General features: G+C 55.6%; 1 rRNA gene. It reads left to right on the top strand.

The annotated features are described in order from the left end of the window. Positions 1 to 387 (top strand): 16S ribosomal RNA (locus AC1DUP_RS36815); the annotation flags it as partial.

Consider the following 387-nt stretch of genomic DNA (forward strand, 5'->3'; position numbering starts at 1 on the left):
GTTCGAAATTGAAAGGCGGCTTCGGCTGTCACTTATGGATGGACCCGCGTCGCATTAGCTAGTTGGTGAGGTAAYGGCTCACCAAGGCRACGATSCGTAGCCGACCTGAGAGGGTGATCGGCCACACTGGGACTGAGACACGGCCCAGACTCCTACGGGAGGCAGCAGTAGGGAATCTTCCGCAATGGRCGAAAGYCTGACGGAGCAACGCCGCGTGAGTGATGAAGGTYTTCGGATCGTAAAACTCTGTTRTTAGGGAAGAACAAGTACCGTTCGAATAGGGCGGCACCTTGACGGTACCTAACCAGAAAGCCACGGCTAACTACGTGCCAGCAGCCGCGGTAATACGTAGGGKGCRAGCGTTGTCCGGAATTATTGGGCGTAAAG

The sequence above is a fragment of the Rhizobium sp. 01L419 genome, from assembly GCF_056400025.1.